Genomic DNA, 16,911 nt, shown 5'->3' on the forward strand with positions numbered 1-16,911 from the left:
GCGGTGGGCTCGCTCCGCGGTGCGTCCTTCAGCCGCCGCCCGCGATCTGGGCGGCGGCCTCGTGCATGGCCAGTTCGAGCAGCACCGGGTCGGTGAGGTGCCCGCTGCCGTCCGGCGGCACCAGCCACCGCACCCCGCCGGTCGCCCGGCCCGGGTACGGCACGACGATCCAGGTGCCGCGGCCCGCCGTCCGTACGCCGGTGGCCAGCCAGCGCGCCGCCGTGCCCGGCGGTACGAAGAACCCCATCCGGGAGTCGCCGAAGTCGGCGAGCACCGGGCCCGGCCGCTCCACGAGCCGGGTCAGGACGTCCAGGGTGGGGTAGCCGAGATCCCCGGTGAGGATCAGGACGTCCCACAGTTTCCCGGCGGGCAGCAGCGTGACCCCGAGGGGGTTGCGCTCCCACTCCCACCGGCAGCTCACCGGATCCACCGCCACCGACACCAGCCACTCGACCGCGCTTTTCGCACCGGTGCTGACCATGACCGGCTCCTCCGTCTCTTCCGCCCGACGACCGCTGTGGACGGTCGCTGTCATGGAAGAGAGCGGGTTGGGGGCCGATCATTACGCGGGTTTCGCTACTCATTGGTAGTGAAGTGGCTCACGCCGTATGCCGGTTGTGCGCCGGGGGATCATCGCGGGTCCGCGCCGGGCGGCCCCAGGGCCTGTCCGGCGGATCAGGCCCTAGCTGTCGAAGCCGAGCCCGGCGCGGTCCATCGCCTTCAGCCACAGATTGCGCCGCCCTCCCGACCGGTCGGCGCGGGCCAGCGACCACTGGGTGATGCCGATCCCGACGGTGGCCAGCGGCTCCGGCGGGAACGGCAGCGGCTTTTTGCGGACCATCTCCAGGCGGGTCCGCTCGGTCTCCTCCCCCGCCAGCAGGTCCAGCATCACGTCGGCGCCGAAGCGGGTGGCGCCCACGCCCAGCCCGGTGTACCCGGCCGCGTAGGCGACCCGGCCGCCGTACGCGGTGCCGAAGAAGGCGGAGAAGCGCGAGCAGGTGTCGATCGCGCCGCCCCAGGCGTGGGTGAAGCGGACGTCCTCCAACTGCGGGAAGCAGGTGCGGAAGTGCTCCGCGAGCTTCAGGAAGGTCTCGGGCCGCTGGTCGTACTCCGCGCGCATCCGGCCGCCGCGCGGATAGACCGCGTCGTAGCCGCCCCACAGGATGCGGTTGTCCGCGCTGAGCCGGAAGTAGTGGAAGTGGTTGGCGCTGTCGCTCAGTCCCTGGCGGCCCTGCCAGCCGATCGCCGCGAGCCGCTGTTCGGTCAGCGGCTCCGTCATCAGCGCGTAGTCGTAGACCGGCACGGTGTACGGGCGGGCCCGGCGGACCAGTGACGGGAAGACGTTGGTGCCGAGCGCCACCTGGCGGGCGGTCACCCTGCCGTACGGGGTGCGCACCCCCAGCGCCGTGCCATAGCCGGCCAGGTCGCGGGCCGGGGTGCGCTCGTAGATCCGTACGCCCGCGTCGGCGGCGGCGCGGGCCAGGCCCCAAGCGAGCTTGGCGGGGTGCAGCATGGCGACGCCGCGCCGGTTGTACAGGCCGCCGAGGAAGGTGGGCGAGTCGACTTCGGCGCGGACCTGGTCGCGGTCCAGCAGTTCCGCGTCCAGGCCGTGCTCGGCGCCTTCCTCGGCGGCCTCGCGCAGTTCGTCGTACTGGTGCGGCTCGGTGGCCACGTCGATCTCGCCGGTCCGCTCGAAGTCGCAGTCCAGGCCGTAGCGGGCGACGGCCTCCTCGATGGCGTCGAGATTGCGGTCGCCCAGCCGCTGGAGCGCGTCGAATTCGTCGGGCCAGCGGGCGAGTCCGTTGGCGGCGCCGTGAGTGAGGCTCGCGGCGCAGAAGCCGCCGTTGCGCCCGGAGGCGGCCCACCCGATCCTGTTCCCCTCGACCAGCACCACGTCCCGCTGCGGATCGCGCTCCTTGGCCAGCAGCGCGGTCCACAGCCCGCTGTAACCGCCCCCGACCACCAGCAGGTCGCAGCTGTCGTGGCCGGTGAGCGCGGGGTGCGCCTGCGGCCTGCCGGGGTCGTCCAGCCAGTACGGTCGGGGCTCGGCCTCGGCGAGCGAGCGGGCTGCGTCCATGGTTCTCACACCTTCGTGATGCGCGGGTCTGCGTCCGGAATACGGGGGCGGTACGGGTCAGGTGCGCGCCCTCCTGCGGCTGCTGCCGAGAAGCTGCCCGGCCAGTACGAGCAGCACCGCGATGACGAACATCGCCGTACCGATCACATTGACCTGCACGGGTGTGCCGCGCTGCGCGGAGCCCCACACGAACATCGGGAAGGTGACGGTGTTGCCCGCGTTGAAGCTGGTGATGATGTAGTCGTCGAAGGAGAGCGCGAAGGACAGCAGGGCGCCCGCCGCGATACCGGGCGCGGCCAGCGGCAGCGTGATCCGCAGGAACGTCTGCGTCGGGGTGGCGTAGAGATCCTGCGCGGCCTGCTCCAGACGGGGGTCCATGCTCATCACGCGGGCCTTGACGGCGACGACGACGAAGCTCAGGCAGAACATGATGTGCGCGATGAGGATGGTCCAGAAGCCGAACTGGATGCGCATGTTGAGGAAGAGGGTGCCCAGCGAGGCGCCCATCACGACCTCGGGCATCGCCATCGGCAGGAAGATCAGCATGTTGGTGGTGGCGCGGCCCCTGAAGCGGTAGCGGGCCAGCGCGAATGCGGTCATCGTGCCGAGCACGGTGGCGCCGATGGTCGAGTAGACGGCCAGCTTCAGGCTGAGCGTGAGGGAGTCGCACATGCCCGCGACGTCGCAGGGGTGCTGCCAGGCGTCGGTGGAGAACCGCGTCCAGGTGTAGTTGTAGCGGCCGTTGGGCTTGTTGAAGGAGAAGAGCAGCACCACGAGGTTGGGCACGATCAGGTACGTCAGGGTGAGCACCCCGGCGATCACCACGAGGTTCTTGCGCAGCCAGCGGATCGGACGCATCAGACCAGTTCCTCCGTTCCCGCGCGGCGGACGTAGACCATGACGATCGCCAGGATGACCGCCATGAGGATGAACGACAGGGCGGCGGCCGTCGGGTAGTCCAGCACCCGCAGGAACTGCGACTGGATGACGCTGCCGATCATCTTCTGGTTGGTGGAGCCCAGCAACTCGGCGTTGATGTAGTCGCCGGAGGCCGGGATGAAGGTGAGCAGGGTGCCGGCCACCACACCCGGCATGGACAGCGGGAAGGTCACCTTGCGGAAGGTGGTGAACGGGGTCGCGTACAGGTCGCCCGCCGCCTCGTGCAGCTTGCCGTCGACCCGCTCGAGGGACGTGTAGAGCGGCAGGATCATGAACGGCAGGAAGTTGTACGTGAGGCCGCAGACCACCGCCAGCGGGGTGGCCATCACCCGGTTGCCCTCGGTGATGCCGAGCGCGGACGTGACGTCCAGCAGGTGGATGTGGTTCAGGAACGACACCAGCGGGCTCTGGTCGGCGAGGATCGTCTCCCACGCCAGGGTGCGGATCAGGAAGCTGGTGAAGAAGGGCGCGATCACCAGGATCAGCACCAGATTGCGCCAGCGTCCGGCCCGGAAGGCGATGGTGTACGCCAGCGGGTAGCCGATGCCCAGGCACAGCACGGTGGCGATGCCGGAGTAGACCAGCGACTTCACGAACTGCGGCCAGTACTCGTGGAAGGCGTCCCAGTACGTGGCGAAGTGCCAGGTCACCTTGAAGCCGTCGTCGAGCGAGCCGGTCTGCACCGAGGTCGACGCCTGGTAGACCATCGGCGCCACGAAGAAGACCAGCAGCCAGGCGACGCCCGCGAGCAGCAGCAGGTACGGGATGCGCCGCCGTCTGCGGGCGGCCTTCTTCAGGGCGGCGGGCAGCGGGGCCGCCTCGGCCGGGGCCGGCGGCCCGGTGACGGGCGCGGTCGCTGCGCTCATGCGGCGGCCTCCCCCTCGTCGGTGTCGGTACCGGCGTCGATGTCCTGGTCGGCGTCGAGGCCGAAGGTGTGCTCGGGGTTCCAGTGCAGGACGACGGGCGCGCCGGGCACCAGGCGGCCGTCGCGTTCCACGTTGGGCACGAAGACCTCCAGCTCCGGGCAGACCGGGCTGTCGATGACGTACTGCGTGGAGACGCCGATGAAGCTGGAGTCGACGATCCGGCCGCGCACCCGGTTGCGGCTCTCGGCTATCTCGTGCTCGTCGTCGCTGTGCGCCAGGGTGATCTTCTCGGGGCGGACCCCGGCCAGCACCCGGCCGCCGGTCGTCACGTCGACGCGACATCGGGCGGCGGGCAGGGTCAGCTTCTGTCCGGCGGCGGTGAGCTGGAGTTCGCCGCCGCTGACGCCGGTCACCTCGGTCTCGATGAGGTTGGAGGTGCCGAGGAAGTTGGCGACGAAGGTGGAGGCGGGGTTCTCGTAGAGGTCGGCGGGCGCGCCCATCTGCTCGACGCGTCCGGCGTTCATCACCGCGACGGTGTCGGCCATCGTCATGGCCTCCTCCTGGTCGTGGGTGACGTGGATGAAGGTGATGCCCACCTCGGTCTGGATGCGCTTGAGTTCGAGCTGCATCTGGCGGCGCAGCTTGAGGTCGAGCGCGCCGAGCGGTTCGTCGAGCAGCAGCACCTGCGGCTGGTTGATCAGCGCGCGGGCCACGGCGACGCGCTGCTGCTGGCCACCGGAGAGCTGGTGCGGCTTGCGGCGGGCGAGCGCGCCGAGCTGGACGAGGTCCAGCATGTCGCCGACCTGCTTCTTGACGGATTTGATGCCGCGGCGGCGCAGTCCGAAGGCGACGTTCTCGTAGACGTCGAGGTGCGGGAAGAGCGCGTAGTTCTGGAAGACGGTGTTGACCGGGCGCTTGTACGGCGGCAGGGCGGTGACGTCCTGGCCGCCGAGGCGTACGGAGCCGGAGGAGGGGTCCTCCAGGCCCGCGATCATGCGCAAGGTGGTGGTCTTGCCGCATCCGGAGGCGCCGAGCAGAGCGAAGAAGGAACCGGCGGGCACGGCGAGGTCCAGCGGGTGGACGGCGGTGAAGGAGCCGTAGGTCTTGCTGATCCCGCTGAGGCTGACGGCGTCGTCGGCCGGGGTCTTGGGGGTCGTCATGAGGTGTCCCGGAAGTCGTCGGGGAGTGCGGGCTGCTGGAGCGCCGGTCAGGCGCCGGTGAGCTTGGAGAACTTCGCCTCGTACCGGGTGTCCTCGTCCTCGCTGAGCGAGCGGAAGGCGTGCGACGTGGCGTTCATCTGGGCGTTCGGGATGATCAGCGGGTTGGTGGCGAGCGACGGGTCGATCTTGGCCAGTTCCTCGCGGACGCCCATCACCGGTGACACATAGGTGGTGTAGGCGGCCAGTTCGGCCGCGATCCGCGGCTGGTAGTACCAGTCGATCAGCCGCTCGGCGTTGGTCTTGTGCCGCGCCTTGGCGGGGATCAGCAGATTGTCCGTGGAGGTCATGTAACCGGCGGCCGGGAAGGCGTACTCGATGTTCGGGTCGTCGAGCCTGAGCTGCACCAGGTCACCGGCCCAGGCGATACAGGCGGCGATGTCGCCCTTGCTGAGGCCGTCGGTGTACTCGCCGCCGGTGAACTTGCGGATCTGCCCCTTGTCCACCGCGCCCTGGATGCGGTTGAGCGCGGCGTCGTACTCGTCGTCGGTGACGGTCTCCGGCTTCTTGCCCATGTCGAGCAGCGTCATCCCGACGGTGTCGCGCATCTCGGAGAGCATGGCGGCCTTGCCCTTGAGCGCGGGGTCGTCCAGCAGTTGCGACACCGAGGTGACCTTGCGGCCCTTGGTGACCTTCTTGTTGTAGGCGATGCAGGTGGGGATGCCGGCCCAGGGGTAGGAGTAGGCGCGGCCGGGGTCCCAGTCGGGGCTGCGGAAGCGCTGTTCCAGGTTGGCGAAGGCGTGCGGCAGGTTCGAGGGGTCGAGCTTCTGGACCCAGCCGAGCCGGATCATCCGGCCCGCGAGCCAGTCGGTGAGCACCATCAGGTCGCGGCCGGTGTCCTGGCCGGCGGACAGTTGCGGCTTGATCTTGCCGAAGAACTCGACGTTGTCGTTGATGTCCTCGGTGTAGTCGACCTTGATGCCGGTGGCCTTGGTGAACTGGTCGAGGCTCGGGCGGTGCTTGCCGTCGTCGGTGACGTCGATGTACTGGTCCCAGTTGGAGAAGTTCACGACCTTCTCCTGCGCCGAGTGGTCGGTCGACGCCGTGGTGTCGCCCTTGCGGCCCGCGGCCGGGATGCCGCACGCCGTCAGTCCCGCCGTGGCGACGGTGCCCAGCCCCGCGGCGCGCAGCAGCGTCCGGCGGCCGAGGGCGCCGCGCCCGCCGGTCATGCTGCGGAGTATCGCCGCGCGCACCGGCGGGGACAGGGTCTCGTACTGCTCCATGGGTGGTGCCCTTCCGCTATCGGTCTCCGAAGACGGTGCGGTGCCAGTCCTTGCGCGCCACCGCGGTGTTGTCGAACATCACGTGCTTGACCTGCGTGTACTCCTCGAAGGAGTACGTGGACATGTCCTTGCCGAAGCCCGAGGACTTCGCTCCGCCGTGCGGCATCTCGCTGACGATCGGGATGTGGTCGTTGATCCAGACGCAGCCCGCGGTGATCTCCCGCGCGGCCCGCCCGGCCCGGTAGACATCGCGGGTCCAGGCGGAGGCGGCCAGGCCGTACGGGGTGTCGTTGGCGTACGCCAGGCCCTGATCGTCGCTGTCGAACGGCAGCACCGCCAGTACCGGGCCGAAGATCTCCTGCTGGACGGCCTCGCTGTGCTGCGGCGCGCCGGTGAGCAGCGTGGGCCGGTAGTACGCGCCCGCCGCGAGCCCGCCGCCGGGCGCCGCGCCGCCGGTGACGACGGTGGCGTACGTACGGGCCCGCTCGACGACGGCCGCGACGCGGTCGCGGTGCGCGAAGGAGATGAGCGGGCCGAGGTCGGTGGCCGGGTCGGCGGGGTCGCCGAGCCGTACGGTCGCCATCAGGTCGGCGACGGCGGTCACGAAGGCGTCGTACAGCGGGCGCTGGACGTAGGCGCGGGTGGCGGCGGTGCAGTCCTGGCCGCTGTTGATCAGGGCGGCGGCGACCGCGCCGTGCACGGCCGCGTCGAGGTCGGCGTCGTCGAAGACCACGAAGGGGGCCTTGCCGCCGAGTTCGAGGTGCAGGCGCTTGACGGTGCCCGCGGTGAGCCGGGCGATCCGGGTGCCGACGGCGGTGGAGCCGGTGAAGGACGTCATGGCGACGTCGGGGTGGGTGACCAGGTGTTCGCCCGCGCCCTGCCCCGTGCCGGTGACGATGTTGAGCACGCCGTCCGGGATTCCGGCCTCGGTGGCGGCCTCGGCGAACATCAGGGCGGTCAGCGGGGTCAGCTCCGACGGCTTGAGCACGATGGTGTTGCCTGCCGCGACCGCCGGGAGGATCTTCCACCCGGCCATCTGGAGCGGGTAGTTCCAGGGGGCGACGGAACCGATGACGCCGACCGGCTCGCGGCGCACGTACGAGGTGTGGTCCGGGCTGTACTCGCCTGCCGCCTTGCCCTCCAGGTGGCGGGCGGCCCCGGCGAAGAACGCGGCGTTGTCCACGGTGCCCGGTACGTCGAATTCGGTGCTGAGCTTGATCGGCTTGCCGCACTGGAGGGTTTCGGCGCGAGCGAGTTCGTCGGCGCGCGCGTCGAGGGCGGCGGACAGCCGGTGCAGCGCGGCGGAGCGCTCGCCGGGCGCGGTGGCCGCCCAGCCGGGCAGCGCGGCCTTCGCGGCGGCGACGGCGGCGTCCACGTCGGCGGGTCCCGCGGTGGCGTACGTCCACACCGTGCGGCCCGTCGCCGGGTCCACGACGGAGTGCGTGTCGCCGCTGCCGCCGGTTCGCGGGCGGCCGTCGATGTACTGGGCTCCGCTCGCGAACCGTTTCGCCACGTCCGTCACGTGGTCCATCACGTTCTCCTCGCCTCCGCGCCCACTCCTGGCGGCGTGGCCAAACTCTGGATTGATCGCCGATCCTGGCAGAGGAGCTGTCCTTCAACAAGTGATTCCGTTGTTGCCTTTTGGTTACGCGACGAATTCTGTGTGAATCCGGCCGTCGCGGCGATCCCCGGCGGCGTGACCGGGGGACGTCTGGGGGCCATGGTGCGACGTCGGCCGTCCCCGCCCGCCGTCACGGCGTCGCCGCCCGCCGTCCCAGCGCCGTTTCCCGGTGCCGTTTACGATGAACCGCACCGATCGGACCCCTGGGAGGACCCCCGCATGCCCGACACCGCGCCCGGCTTCGGCTCCGGCCTCGACACCTTCATCGCCGGACTTCCGAAAGCCGAGTTGCATGTCCACCACGTCGGGTCCGCGTCACCGCGGATCGTCGCGGAACTGGCCGCCCGGCACCCGGACTCCGCGGTCCCCGCCGACCCCGCGGCCCTCGCCGACTTCTTCACCTTCAAGGACTTCGCGCACTTCATCCAGGTCTACCTGTCGGTGGTCGACCTGATCAGGGACGCCGAGGACGTACGGCTGCTCACCTTCGAGGTGGCCAGGGACATGGCGCGGCAGAACATCCGCTACGCGGAGCTGACCGTCACCCCGTTCAGCTCGACCCGGCGCGGCATCCACGAGCAGGCGTTCATGGAGGCCATCGAGGACGCGCGCAAGGCCGCGGAGTCCGAGCTGGGCGTGACCCTGCGCTGGTGCTTCGACATCCCCGGCGAGGCGGGTCTTGAGTCCGCCGAGCAGACCACGCACCTGGCGCTCGACCTGCGCCCCGAGGGCCTGGTCTCCTTCGGTCTGGGCGGCCCGGAACTGGGCGTGCCGAGGCCGCAGTTCAAGCCGTACTTCGACCGGGCGCGCGCCGCCGGTCTGCACAGCGTGCCGCACGCGGGCGAGACGACGGGCCCCGAGACGATCTGGGACGCGATCAACGAACTGGGCGCGGAGCGCATCGGCCACGGCACCAGCGCGGTACGCGACCGGCGGCTGCTCGATCACCTCGCGGAGCAGCGCATCCCGCTGGAGGTCTGCCCCACCTCCAACATCGCCACCCGCGCGGTCACCGAGATCGACCAGCACCCGATCAGGGAGATGATCGACGCGGGCGTGCTGGTCACGGTCAACAGCGACGACCCGCCGATGTTCGGCACCGACCTCAACACCGAGTACGCGGTCGCCGCCCGGCTGCTGGAGCTGGACCACACCGGGGTCGCGGCGCTCGCCAAGAACGCCGTCGAGGTCTCCTTCCTCGACCCGGCGGGCAAGCGGGCGCTGGCCGCCGAGATCGACGCGTACACGGCGGCGTGGCGGTGACCGTCGCGGTCTCCCACCGGGGCGACCCGTACCACGAGCGCGAGAACACCCTGCCCTCCGTGCGGTCGGCGCTGCTCAAGGGCGCGGGCGCGGTGGAGGTCGACGTGAAGCTGACCGCCGACGGCGTGCCGGTGCTGCTGCACGACGAGACGCTGGAGCGGCTGTGGAAGGTGCCGGAGGCGGTCGGCGACCTGTCGTTGAACGATGTCGTGGACCTCACCGACGGCCGTGTGCCCACTCTGTCGGACGCCTTCGCCGAGCTGCTGCGGCACCCCGGCGGCGGCCGGATGATGCTGGACCTGACCTCGGTCGGCCAGGTGAAGGCGACCATGGCCGCGGTGGCGGAGGCGGGCGTCGGCGACCGCGTCTACTACTGCGGCGGGCTCGGCGCGATGCTGACGGTGCGCGACCTGGACGCGTCGGCGGAGATCGCCATGACGTGGACGACGGTGGCCCCGCCGCCGCGCTCGCTGCTGGACGAGCTGAAGCCGCGGTGGATCAATCTGCGCTTCGGGCTGATCGACGCCACGACCGTGCGGTGGGCCGCGGACAACGGGCTGCTGGTCGGCGCGTGGACGGCGGACTGGCAGCGCAACATGACCCGGCTGCTCGACCTGGGCGTGGACGCGATCACCACGAACCGGCTGGACGCCTTGCAGCGGCTGCTGCGGCGCCGCGCCTGACCGCCCCTCCCCCGCGGGCCCGCCCGCGGGGGAGGCCGGACGGCCGGCTCAGCCGTCCAGCGAGGTCATCACGTGCTTGATCCGCGTGTAGTCCTCGAAGCCGTAGCCCGACAGGTCCTTGCCGTAGCCGGACCGCTTGAAGCCGCCGTGCGGCATTTCGGCGACCAGCGGGATGTGGGTGTTGATCCACACGCAGCCGAAGTCCAGCCGCTTGGACATCCGCATGGCGCGCCCGTGGTCCTTGGTCCACACCGAGGACGCCAGCGCGTAGTCCACGCCGTTGGCCCAGGCGACGGCCTGCTCCTCGTCGGTGAAGGACTGGACGGTGATGACGGGGCCGAAGACCTCGCGCTGGATGATCTCGTCGTCCTGCCGCAGCCCGGACACGACGGTCGGCGCGTAGAAGTAGCCGCGCTCGCCGACCCGGTGGCCGCCGGTCTCGACCTTGGCGTGCGCGGGCAGCCGCTCGATGAAGCCGCTGACCTGGGCGAGCTGGTTGGCGTTGTTCAGCGGCCCGTACAGCACGTCCTCGTCGTCCGGCAGGCCGGTCCTGGTCTCGGCGGCGGCCTTGGCGAGGGCGGCGGTGAACTCCGCGTGGATCGACTCCTGGACCAGGACGCGGGTGGCCGCGGTGCAGTCCTGCCCGGCGTTGAAGAATCCGGCGACGGCGATGTCCTCGACGGCCTTGGCGATGTCGGTGTCCTCGAAGACCACGACGGGGGCCTTGCCGCCCAGTTCGAGGTGGACCCGCTTGACGTCCTTGGCGGCCGATCCGGCGACCTCGATGCCCGCGCGTACCGAACCGGTGATGGAGGCCATCGCGGGCACCGGGTGCTCGACCATCGCCCGGCCGGTGTCCCGGTCGCCGCAGACGACGTTGAAGACGCCCTTGGGGAGGATGCCGCCGAGGATCTCGGCGAGCAGCACGGTGGAGGCGGGCGTGGTGTCGGACGGCTTGAGGACGACGGTGTTGCCCGCCGCGATGGCCGGGGCGAACTTCCACACGGCCATCATCATCGGGTAGTTCCAGGGCGCGACCTGCGCGCAGACGCCGACCGGCTCGCGCCGCACGATGGACGTCATGCCGTCCATGTACTCACCGGCCGAGCGGCCTTCGAGCATGCGCGCGGCGCCCGCGAAGAAGCGGATCTGGTCCACCATCGGCGGGATTTCCTCGCTGGCGGTCAGTCCGATCGGCTTGCCGGTGTTCTCGCTCTCCACCGCGATAAGCTCATCGGCGCGCGCCTCGATCGCGTCGGCGATCTTCAGCAGCGCCTTCTGCCGCTCCGACGGGGTGGCGTCGCGCCACGCGGGGAAGGCGGCCGCCGCGGCGGCCATCGCCGCGTCCACGTCGGCCGCGCCGGACAGCGGCGCGGTGGCGTACGCGTCGCCGGTCACCGGGCTGACCACCTCGGTGGTCCGGCCGTCCGCGGCGTCGCGGAACTCTCCGTCGATGTAATTGCGCAGAGTACGGAGTTCGGTCACGGCGCTTGCTCCCTGGTCGTACGAGTCCGGTGTCCACGGGCTGAGACGTTCCCCAGCTTAGCCGCAGGACTGCCGTATTCGACACACCCATCCCCCCTCAACAACCGATTCGGTACCACAGAGGGCCGTCGGCGACGATTTTCATCGTGAAGGGCTTGCGCGACCGTCGACCTCTCCTGCACAGTGGGGCGCGTGGCCACTCGGGACAAGAACGGCGGAGCGCCGTCGATAGACGCGGTGTCGAACGCGATCATCGAACAGCTCCAGCAGGACGGACGCCGTCCGTACGCGACGATCGGCAAGGCCGTGGGCCTGTCCGAGGCGGCGGTGCGGCAGCGCGTACAGAAGCTGCTCGACCAGGGCGTCATGCAGATCGTCGCCGTCACCGACCCGCTCACCGTGGGCTTCCGGCGGCAGGCGATGGTCGGCATCAACGTGGACGGCGACATCGACCCGGTCGCCGAGACGCTGACCGCGCTGGACGAGGTCGACTACGTCGTCATCACCGCCGGTTCCTTCGACCTGATGGTGGAGATCGTCTGCGAGGACGACGACCACCTGCTGGACCTGGTGAACAAGCGGATCCGGGCACTGCCCGGCGTCCGCTCCACCGAGACCTTCGTCTACCTCAAGCTGCGGAAGCAGACCTACACCTGGGGAACCAGATAGCCATGACCTCCACGAACCCCGCACCGTCCGCGACTGCCTCGGACTCCTCCAGGACCGCCCACGACCACCTGTGGATGCACTTCACCCGCATGTCGTCGTACGAGAACGCCCCCGTGCCGACCATCGTGCGCGGCGAGGGCACGTACATCTACGACGACCACGGCAAGCGGTACATCGACGGTCTGTCGGGGCTCTTCGTCGTCAACGCCGGTCACGGCAGGCACGAGCTGGCCGAGACCGCGTACAAGCAGGCCCAGGAGCTGGCCTTCTTCCCGATCTGGAGCTACGCGCACCCCAAGGCGATCGAACTGGCCGAGCGGCTCGCGCACTACGCGCCCGGCGACCTCAACAAGGTCTTCTTCACCACCGGCGGCGGCGAGGCCGTCGAGACGGCCTGGAAGCTCGCGAAGCAGTATCACAAGCTGACCGGCAACCACACCAAGTACAAGGTGATCTCACGGGCCGTCGCCTACCACGGCACCCCGCAGGGCGCCCTGTCGATCACCGGGCTGCCCGCCCTGAAGGCCCCTTTCGAGCCGCTGGTCCCCGGCGCGCGCAAGGTGCCCAACACCAACATCTACCGCGCCCCGATCCACGGTGACGACCCCGAGGCGTTCGGCCGCTGGGCCGCCGACCAGATCGAGCAGCAGATCCTCTTCGAGGGCCCCGACACCGTCGCCGCCGTCTTCCTGGAGCCGGTGCAGAACGCGGGCGGCTGCTTCCCGCCGCCCCCCGGATACTTCCGGCGCGTCCGCGAGATCTGCGACCAGTACGACGTGCTGCTCGTCTCCGACGAGGTCATCTGCGCCTTCGGGCGGCTCGGCACGATGTTCGCCTGCGACAAGTTCGACTTCGTGCCCGACATGATCACCTGCGCCAAGGGCATGACCTCCGGGTACTCCCCCATCGGCGCCTGCATCATCTCCGACCGGCTCGCCGAGCCCTTCTACAAGGGCAACAACACCTTCCTCCACGGGTACACCTTCGGCGGCCACCCCGTCTCGGCCGCCGTCGGCATCGCCAACCTCGACATCTTCGAGCGCGAGGGCCTCAACCAGCACGTCCTGGACAACGAGGGCGCCTTCTTCGACACCCTCAAGAAGCTCAACGACCTGCCGATAGTGGGCGACGTCCGCGGCAACGGCTTCTTCTACGGCATCGAACTCGTCAAGGACAAGGCCACCAAGGAGACCTTCACCGACGAGGAGACCGAGCGCGTCCTGTACGGCTTCCTCTCCAAGGAGCTGTACGCCGCCGGCCTCTACTGCCGCGCCGACGACCGCGGCGACCCCGTCGTCCAGCTCGCCCCGCCGCTCACCTCCGACCAGTCCCTCTTCAACGACATCGAGGCCATCCTGCGCGGCGTCCTGACCGAGGCGTGGACCAAGCTCTGACGCTCCCAGCGCGCTCCCGCGGCGTGAGACGCCATCGCCGTGCTTCTTTTGGGGGCGCGGGGAACTGGGTCACCCGCCTGCGTCACGCAGGCGTCGGGGGCTTGTCACCCGGACGGGCGGCTCGCGGGGGACGTACGCCGTGCCTGCGGGCCGCGGGGGCCGGCGGCGCCTAACCTCCCCGGAGGGGATTGGTTCGCGAACCGCGGAGGTAACGGCATGGTGGCCCCGCCGGACAATGACGTGTTGTGGGCCCGTTCGCTGCGCCACGCGCACGACGGGTCCCCCGCGCTGCTGGGTGTGTCGCTGGGCGTACGGCAGGGCGAGATCCTGGCCGTCGTGGGTCCGCGGGGCGCGGGCAAGTCGACGCTGCTGCGCTGCCTGTCGGGGCAGTTGGTGCCGGACGAGGGCGAGGTGTGGTTCAACAGCGCCCCGGTCCACACCCTCCCCGAGACGGCCAGGGACGAGCTGCGCAGGGACCGCTTCGGCTGGGTCGGCAGCACCTCGCAACTGCTGCCCGAGCTGACGGCCTGGGAGAACGCGGCGCTGCCGCTGCTGCTGCGCGGCACCAAGTACCGCGCGGCCAGGGCCGCGGCGCAGGAGTGGCTTGACCGGCTCGACATCGGGGCCGCCGCCCGCAAGCGCCCGGCCGAACTCCTCCAGGCCGAGCGGCAGCGGATCGCGGTGGCCCGCGCCCTGGTCACCACCCCGGAGATCGTCTTCGCCGACGACCCGGGCGCGCCGCTGCACCGTCCCGACCGCGCCCTGGTGATGCGGACCCTCACCAGCGCGGCCCGCTCGCACGGCATCACCGTCGTGCTCAGCGCCTGCGACCACGACATCGCGCCCTTCGCGGACCGCGTGATCCCGCTGCTCGACGGCCGGGTCAACGCCGCGATGCCCGCGCAGGAGCGGGATTCCGAGCCGACCGCGACGACGACGCGGGCCGCGTCCGTATGACCTCGACTGTCCACACCGCCCGTGCCCTTACGGGTGCCCGCTTCGGCGGGGCCGGTGCCGTGGCCATGGCCCGTACGGGGCGGCGGCCCGTGTCGGAAGGGAGCCGGGCGTGCTGAGTTTTCGTGTCGTACGCGGGGCGCGGTACACCGCGCTGGTGCGGTGGGTGCTGGTCGCCGCCGCGTCGGCGGCCACCGGGCTGCTGCTGCTGGCCGCGCTGGGATACGCCCTCGGGCACCCGCACCGGCCGGCCGACGCCGCCGCGCGGCTGGCGTGGTGCGCGCTGCCGGTCGTGGTGACCGTGCAGTTCGCGGTCGCCGCGGGGCGGGCGGTGCCCGCGCGGTGGCCGCGTCCCGGACTGGCCGCGGTGGGCCTCGGCCGGGTCGGCGTGGCCCTGCTCGCCGCGTCGGCGACCGCCCTGACCTGCGCGGTCGGCAGCGCGGTGGCCCTGCTGGCGTTTCTGCACCTGCGCGGCGACCTGACGGGCGCGCTGCCCCTCCACGGCGCCGCCTCCGACCTCCTCGGCGGCGGCGAACAGGTGCCGCTCGCGGGCGCGTTGACGCTGCTCGCGCTGGTCCCGGTGAGCGCCGCCGTCATCGGCGCGGCCCAGTTGTGGCCACCGCGCGCCGTCTCCACCGCGCCCGCCCCCGCGACCCGCAAGGTCTCCGCGGCCGATCCGCCCGGCGGCCTGCCCTGGGGCGTCGCTCTGATCGCCGTCGGGCTCGCCGCCGAGGTGGCCGCGCCGCACGGCCACGAGGTGCCGCTGCCCGGCGGTCTCGGCTCCATCGCGCCGCTCGCGCTCGGCGGCTGGGTCGTCGCCACCGCGGGCATGGTCCTCGCGGGTCCCGGCCTCGTGCACGCCTGCGGACGGCTGCTCGCCGCCTTCCGCCCCGGCGCGCTCCGGCTGCTGGCCGGACGGGCCCTCCAGGAGGAGGCCGGTGCGGTCGGCCGCCCGCTCGGCGCCCTGTGCGCCACCGCCGCCGCGGCCCTGGCCGCGTACGACCTGCACCGCGGCGGCGCCCGCCCCTTCGGCCCCCTCACCGCCCTGGCCGGTGTCCTGATCGTGGTGTGCGTGCTGGCCACCGCGGGCACCGCGCTGCTGGAGGCCCGGCGCGGCCGGGAGCCCGCGATGGCCGCCCTGCGCCAGGTCGGCGCCTCCCCCGCGCTCCTGCGCGGCGCGGTCGCGCTGCGGGCGGGCGTCCTGCTGGCCGCCGCCGTCCCCCTCACGGCCCTGGTCGCCGTACTCACCACCGTCCCGCCGGGCCGGTGAGCCGCACCGAGGACTATCGTTCAGACGTGCCCGCCGACATCCCGCCCGCAGCGCCCGACATTCCCCCAACTCCCGGACAGGACAGGGAAGTTGAGTCGCTGGCCGAATTCGACCAGGTCGCCCTGAGCGGTTCCTTCGCCGGATACCGCGTACAGGCCGTCGACCTGACCGACCGTACGTTCGCGCTCCTCGTCACCGACACCTCGCAGGCCGTCTTCCTCGGCTGCCCGATGGAGCCGCAGGCCCTCGCCCATGTGCGCGCGGGCGGCGCGCTGGTCTTCCCGCCCGTCCCCGACCTGCCCTTCGACCCGTACCGGGGCGCGCTCTACAGCCCCGACGAGCTGTACGCGGGCCTCGACGAGGACGGTTACGAGCGGACGCCGGACGCCCGTACGCACGCCTGGGCGCGCTCCGCCGCGGCGGAGGGCGACATACTCGCCTCGATGCTGCGCTCGATCCACGACGACGCCGTGTCCGACGCCCTCGACGAGCGCCTGCGCGGCCTCAGCGTGGTCGGCGTCATGGGCGGCCACGCCATGGAGCGCGGCTCCGACGCCTACGCGGGTGCCGCACGGCTCGGCCGCGACCTCGCCAGGGCCGGGCACACCGTCGCCACCGGCGGCGGCCCCGGCGCGATGGAGGCCGCCAACTTCGGCGCCTACGCCGCGCCCTACGACGACCTGATGCTCCGCAAGGCCCTCGCCGTCCTGGCCGGCGTCCCGTCCTTCGCGCCCTCCGTCGGCGACTGGGCCCGTACCGCCTTCGAGGTACGCGACCGCTGGCCGGACGGCGGACCCTCCTACGGGCTGCCCACCTGGTTCTACGGCCACGAGCCGCCGAACGCCTTCGCCTCCGGCATCGCCAAGTTCTTCGCCAACGCGACCCGCGAGGACGGGTTGCTCTCGCGCTGCACCGGCGGGGTCGTCTTCCTCCCCGGCGCCGCCGGGACCGTCCAGGAGATCTTCGACGCCGCCACCCCCGACTACTACTCCTCCCGAGGGGTTCCCGTTCCCCTCGTCCTCGTCGACCGCGTCCACTGGACCACCACTCTCCCCGCCTGGCCCCTCCTGACCGCCCTCGCCTCCGGCCGCCCCATGTCCCCCCTCCTCGCCCTCGTCGACTCCGTCGCGGAAGTCCCCGCCGCCCTGTCCAGGCTGGCCACCCCCTAGAACGGCTCTCTGACCGAGACGGTCAGCCGGTCTTCTTCCCCAACGGGGCGGATCGGTTGTCGTCGGACCACCGGCCGGTGG

General features: G+C 71.4%; 15 protein-coding genes. 7 read left to right on the forward strand and 8 right to left on the reverse strand.

The window, feature by feature from the left end:
* Positions 1–28 precede the first annotated feature (28 nt).
* From ACZ37P_RS23140 to ACZ37P_RS23170, 7 genes are all read right to left on the reverse strand, one after another.
* Complete coding sequence (locus ACZ37P_RS23140; protein WP_355346550.1) at positions 29–481, reverse strand: hypothetical protein; 453 nt, start codon at positions 479–481, stop codon at positions 29–31.
* Positions 482–682: 201 nt separating this feature from the next.
* Entirely contained in the window at positions 683–2,077 is a 1,395-nt protein-coding gene (locus tag ACZ37P_RS23145) for an NAD(P)/FAD-dependent oxidoreductase (RefSeq protein WP_467348422.1), read from the reverse strand.
* Between the two features lie 57 nt (positions 2,078–2,134).
* Positions 2,135–2,935 (reverse strand): ABC transporter permease, encoded by an 801-nt coding sequence (locus tag ACZ37P_RS23150; protein WP_188280861.1) that lies wholly within the window; start codon positions 2,933–2,935, stop codon positions 2,135–2,137.
* On the reverse strand, positions 2,935–3,882 hold the full coding sequence (locus tag ACZ37P_RS23155) for an ABC transporter permease (protein WP_401852093.1): 948 nt from the start codon (positions 3,880–3,882) through the stop codon (positions 2,935–2,937). The genes ACZ37P_RS23150 and ACZ37P_RS23155 overlap by 1 nt, the downstream gene beginning before the upstream one ends.
* Entirely contained in the window at positions 3,879–5,042 is a 1,164-nt protein-coding gene (locus ACZ37P_RS23160) for an ABC transporter ATP-binding protein (RefSeq protein ID WP_467348424.1), read from the reverse strand. Before ACZ37P_RS23160 ends, ACZ37P_RS23155 begins: the two co-directional genes overlap by 4 nt.
* A gap of 47 nt (positions 5,043–5,089) precedes the next feature.
* Positions 5,090–6,322: an ABC transporter substrate-binding protein gene (locus tag ACZ37P_RS23165; RefSeq protein ID WP_355346537.1), complete on the reverse strand. Its 1,233-nt coding sequence runs from the start codon at positions 6,320–6,322 to the stop codon at positions 5,090–5,092.
* A gap of 16 nt (positions 6,323–6,338) precedes the next feature.
* Positions 6,339–7,853 carry a gamma-aminobutyraldehyde dehydrogenase gene (locus ACZ37P_RS23170; RefSeq protein ID WP_467348426.1) on the reverse strand — a complete coding sequence of 505 codons (1,515 nt, stop codon included), beginning with the start codon at positions 7,851–7,853 and terminating at the stop codon, positions 6,339–6,341.
* Between the two features lie 309 nt (positions 7,854–8,162).
* Between ACZ37P_RS23170 and ACZ37P_RS23175 the strand changes: the two genes are divergently transcribed.
* On the forward strand, positions 8,163–9,206 hold the full coding sequence (locus tag ACZ37P_RS23175) for an adenosine deaminase (protein WP_355346531.1): 1,044 nt from the start codon (positions 8,163–8,165) through the stop codon (positions 9,204–9,206).
* Positions 9,197–9,889 carry a glycerophosphodiester phosphodiesterase gene (locus ACZ37P_RS23180; RefSeq protein WP_467348428.1) on the forward strand — a complete coding sequence of 231 codons (693 nt, stop codon included), beginning with the start codon at positions 9,197–9,199 and terminating at the stop codon, positions 9,887–9,889. Before ACZ37P_RS23175 ends, ACZ37P_RS23180 begins: the two co-directional genes overlap by 10 nt.
* A gap of 48 nt (positions 9,890–9,937) precedes the next feature.
* Here ACZ37P_RS23180 and ACZ37P_RS23185 read toward each other — a convergent pair whose 3' ends face one another.
* Entirely contained in the window at positions 9,938–11,374 is a 1,437-nt protein-coding gene (locus ACZ37P_RS23185) for a gamma-aminobutyraldehyde dehydrogenase (protein ID WP_355346525.1), read from the reverse strand.
* A gap of 192 nt (positions 11,375–11,566) precedes the next feature.
* On the opposite strand from ACZ37P_RS23185, the gene ACZ37P_RS23190 reads away from it, so the two are divergent.
* The 5 genes from ACZ37P_RS23190 to ACZ37P_RS23210 all read left to right on the forward strand — a co-directional run bounded on the left by ACZ37P_RS23190 (position 11,567) and on the right by ACZ37P_RS23210 (position 16,830).
* The gene (locus tag ACZ37P_RS23190) at positions 11,567–12,043 is read left to right on the forward strand and encodes an Lrp/AsnC family transcriptional regulator (protein WP_355346522.1); all 477 of its coding nucleotides are present in this window, start codon (positions 11,567–11,569) and stop codon (positions 12,041–12,043) included.
* Between the two features lie 2 nt (positions 12,044–12,045).
* On the forward strand, positions 12,046–13,437 hold the full coding sequence (locus tag ACZ37P_RS23195) for an aspartate aminotransferase family protein (protein ID WP_355346519.1): 1,392 nt from the start codon (positions 12,046–12,048) through the stop codon (positions 13,435–13,437).
* Between the two features lie 216 nt (positions 13,438–13,653).
* A complete protein-coding gene (locus tag ACZ37P_RS23200; RefSeq protein ID WP_355346516.1) occupies positions 13,654–14,394 on the forward strand; it encodes an ABC transporter ATP-binding protein in 741 nt (246 codons plus the stop codon).
* A 109-nt stretch (positions 14,395–14,503) separates the two neighbouring features.
* Entirely contained in the window at positions 14,504–15,661 is a 1,158-nt protein-coding gene (locus ACZ37P_RS23205; RefSeq protein WP_467348430.1) for a hypothetical protein, read from the forward strand.
* A 26-nt stretch (positions 15,662–15,687) separates the two neighbouring features.
* Entirely contained in the window at positions 15,688–16,830 is a 1,143-nt protein-coding gene (locus ACZ37P_RS23210) for an LOG family protein (protein ID WP_467348432.1), read from the forward strand.
* Positions 16,831–16,911: the final 81 nt, after the last annotated feature.

The organism is Streptomyces sp. NPDC024632 (genome assembly GCF_055559175.1).